4 protein-coding genes and 2 pseudogenes are annotated in these 2,946 nt (G+C 55.7%); 2 read left to right on the forward strand and 4 right to left on the reverse strand.

From position 1 onward, the window contains the following. On the reverse strand, window positions 1–403 hold a 403-nt coding region (locus tag G3T14_RS23580), incomplete at its 3' end, for an MOSC N-terminal beta barrel domain-containing protein (RefSeq protein WP_204263037.1). A 161-nt stretch (window positions 404–564) separates the two neighbouring features. Between G3T14_RS23580 and G3T14_RS25280 the strand changes: the two are divergent. Beyond that, a pseudogene (locus G3T14_RS25280) lies at window positions 565–675 on the forward strand (IS5/IS1182 family transposase); the annotation flags it as partial. Window positions 676–688: 13 nt separating this feature from the next. On the opposite strand, the gene G3T14_RS23585 reads toward G3T14_RS25280, so the two are convergent. Further along, window positions 689–1,747, reverse strand: coding sequence for an HD domain-containing phosphohydrolase (locus tag G3T14_RS23585; RefSeq protein ID WP_348645340.1), 1,059 nt, complete (start codon window positions 1,745–1,747; stop codon window positions 689–691). A gap of 188 nt (window positions 1,748–1,935) precedes the next feature. Between G3T14_RS23585 and G3T14_RS23590 the strand changes: the two are divergent. Further along, window positions 1,936–2,124: pseudogene (locus G3T14_RS23590) on the forward strand (IS6 family transposase); the annotation flags it as partial. Between the two features lie 88 nt (window positions 2,125–2,212). Here G3T14_RS23590 and G3T14_RS23595 read toward each other — a convergent pair. Together G3T14_RS23595 and G3T14_RS24850 are read right to left on the reverse strand one after the other, a co-directional pair. Beyond that, a complete protein-coding gene (locus tag G3T14_RS23595) occupies window positions 2,213–2,623 on the reverse strand; it encodes a flagellar basal body rod C-terminal domain-containing protein (RefSeq protein ID WP_163644925.1) in 411 nt (136 codons plus the stop codon). 109 nt (window positions 2,624–2,732) lie between these two features. Beyond that, a partial coding sequence (locus tag G3T14_RS24850) for a hypothetical protein (protein ID WP_204263039.1) occupies window positions 2,733–2,946 on the reverse strand: 214 nt, incomplete at its 5' end.

Raw genomic sequence — 2,946 nt, forward strand, 5'->3', positions numbered from 1 at the left:
CGTCAGTGAATTTGTGGTCCTTCGCCCAGACGAGGCGTGGTCGGCCGCGCGTCTCCTCGCCGAGGTAATCGGCAAAAAACCCCTCGGTCTCTTCTCGTCCCGAGTCGGTCGACAGGTTGGCCTGGAATACCGGCTCCCTGTTGCGGCGAATGCGGAGGATCTTCGTAGCAGGGTCGAGCTGTGTCGTAAGGGCAGCCAGCGCCGTATTGTTGCGCAGCATTAGGAAGAAGCCCTTGTCCAGGGGCTCCGGATGCGCCGGATCGAAGACTGTGGTTCCTAGAGCTATGGCGTATTCCCGGTCATGCGCGAGCCCGGTGTCACGACTGAGCGTCATCTCTACCAAAGGCTCGGCCGAGAGACCCTTGATTGGGAAGCGGTGAAGGGCGTCGACGGTCGCAATCATGCAGTTCCTAACGGGGTGGTTCACCGCTTAATGCCGAGGACGCAGGGGATGCGCCATACGCTGTTTTACGAAGGTGTAATGGGCGTCCACCATCAGGTAATCGTGATTACTCATGAGGCAGATCACGTTCTCGGGCTCACACTCATTAAGTCCACAGAGACACCTTCTACCGCCTAAAAGACTTGCGCCGCATCTCTACCCAATACGATGAGCTGGCTCTCAAATACGTCTCGTCTATAGATCTTACCGCCGTCATCGCTTTCTGGTGCTGACCGAGTCTAGACCCTAGGCTACAGCTCTGTTTAGGTAACTTTCTTGTGAAGCCACGGCTTTGCCGAAAGCTTGCACCAGGCCGTACTCTAACTTTCCACTCATGCCCACTAAGATACGCATCGCCTCTTCGGATGCATAAGGTACTTTGTACGAACGGCGCTCGATCAATGCCGCGCAGATGTCGCAGATCGTCAACAGCCGAATGGGATCTGCGATTGTATCACTGCTGAGGCGGTCCGGATAACCGGAGCCGTCCAGCATCTCGTGATGGTGCCGCGTCACGGCCAATGCGACAGGATCGCAATTCCCCGAAGCTTTGAGGATGTCATAGCCGAGTGCCGCGTGGGTGCGCATCAGGGCCATCTCGTCGGTATCGAGTATGCCCGGCTTGTTCAGGATCTCGAGTGGGATCTGTGCCTTGCCGACATCGTGGACCAGCGCGTCTCGCGCCATGCGATGCTGATCCGCTTTCGACATGCCGAGGCTTTGTGAGAAGGCCACGGTCAGACCTGCAACCAGCAGGCAATGCTGGAAGGTCGCGTCGTCATGCTCCCAGACGACATCGAGCCAGCGCGTCAGCCCACCTTCCTGGATTGCGTTCACCACCGGATCGAGTGCGTCCTCGACCATGGTCATGTTCACAGCGCCGGCTGCAGCTGTGCGAAACATGTCGTCGAGCAGCCTGCCGGTACACACCGCTCCGCGGCGCACTATGAGGTCGGTGACCGTCTCGTTCGGGTAAATCAAACGGGCAAGAGCCGCGACGACTGCACGTGGCTCGGTGTAGAGCGGTAAGCAGGCACTTGCACCGTATGCTCGGGCTTCACGCAAAGCGGAGCTCGACGTGCTCTCGGTGAGAAACAGGATCGGCGGAGATTGTGACTTAAGTTGCTGGGTCAGCCATGTCAGGCAAGCGCGCGATTGAGGCCGGCTCAGTACGACATCGACGATCACACCGAGGACCGGGCCGGTTAGCGACCAGGGCTGAACTGTGACTACGATCTGACACTCGGCAACACGTTCAACCGCACTCTTGAGGGAGCGGCTGTGATCCGGGCGGTCGGTCACCACGAGAATGATCCCAGGAGACAACATAAGCTACTTAATGATGACGTGGGTCGACCCACTTTTTGCACTGTGGCTGGAACACGCCACAGATCCCCCGTGGAAGGGGTTGCATTGTAAAACTTTCGAGAGAGTCAACATCAGGATCGCAGCCGACTGGAACAGCATTCACGAGACGAATTGCCGCCGAGTGCTACTCGCTCAGCTATCGCGATATCGAGAAACTGTTCCTAAAGCGGGGCCTGGAGGTCGATTACAGCACCATCAGCCGCTGGGTGCTGGCCTACACACTGCTGATTGAGAAGCGACTGCGTACATTCCGCAAGCCGCACTGCGGCTCGGTCCGCATCGACGAGACCTACATCAAGGCTCCCGACGAGTGGTGATACCTCTACCGGGCCATCGACCAGCACGGCAGCCCGGTCGATTTCCTGCTGACCACCGGGAGCAATGTGGTCATCAATGTAAATATTATTTGAGTAAGTCTGCGGTTGCCTTCTGGATAGTATCCAGGGACGCCATAGCACTTAAATTTGATTGGTATGACCGAATTGCCATTTGTAGATCAGCAGTTTCCGTCGCCACATTGACATTCGGAAGCTTGACGTTGCCTCGCGCATCGGCCGCGAGGTTACTCGGATCGTACTGCGTCCGAAAGCTGGTGGTATCCCGTAAGATCCGCGCGACCGGCTTTTCAGGACTGTCGGAACCGACCGGCTCGAACGATGCAATTTTTCGGCGGTAGGGGTCTCCTCCTCTGACGCTTGCGGTCGAGTTGGCATTAGCAATGTTTTCGCTAATTGCACGAATGCGCGCCTGTTGAAGCCGACGCCCGGCTGCCAGGATTTCCGAGCCCGACAGAGGCATTTCCAATTTAGCCATGCAAGTCTCCCGACTCACCAAATGATTCAATTAAAATATGGTGAAAAAATATCGTTAATAATTAGTAAATATCATCATCTTAGTTTAAATTTTATGTAAAGCGATTTCGCTAGAAGGCGATGGGTTTATATCGAAAAAACGAACGTTTTCCGGACAATCGGATCAGGCCAAACCGTAGCTGCCTCAAACGGCTCCGTTTCTGTCGGGAAAATATGACTGGTTTTCTATTGCTGAAAAAAGGCTGCTGATTCACTATCCCGACATGCTTGTCGGATATGCCCGCGTTTCCACTCTCGACCAGAACCTCGACCTTCAGCGCGATG

The sequence above is a fragment of the Methylobacterium sp. BTF04 genome, assembly GCF_010692745.1.
In the GTDB taxonomy this organism is placed as follows: Bacteria; Pseudomonadota; Alphaproteobacteria; order Rhizobiales; family Beijerinckiaceae; genus Methylobacterium.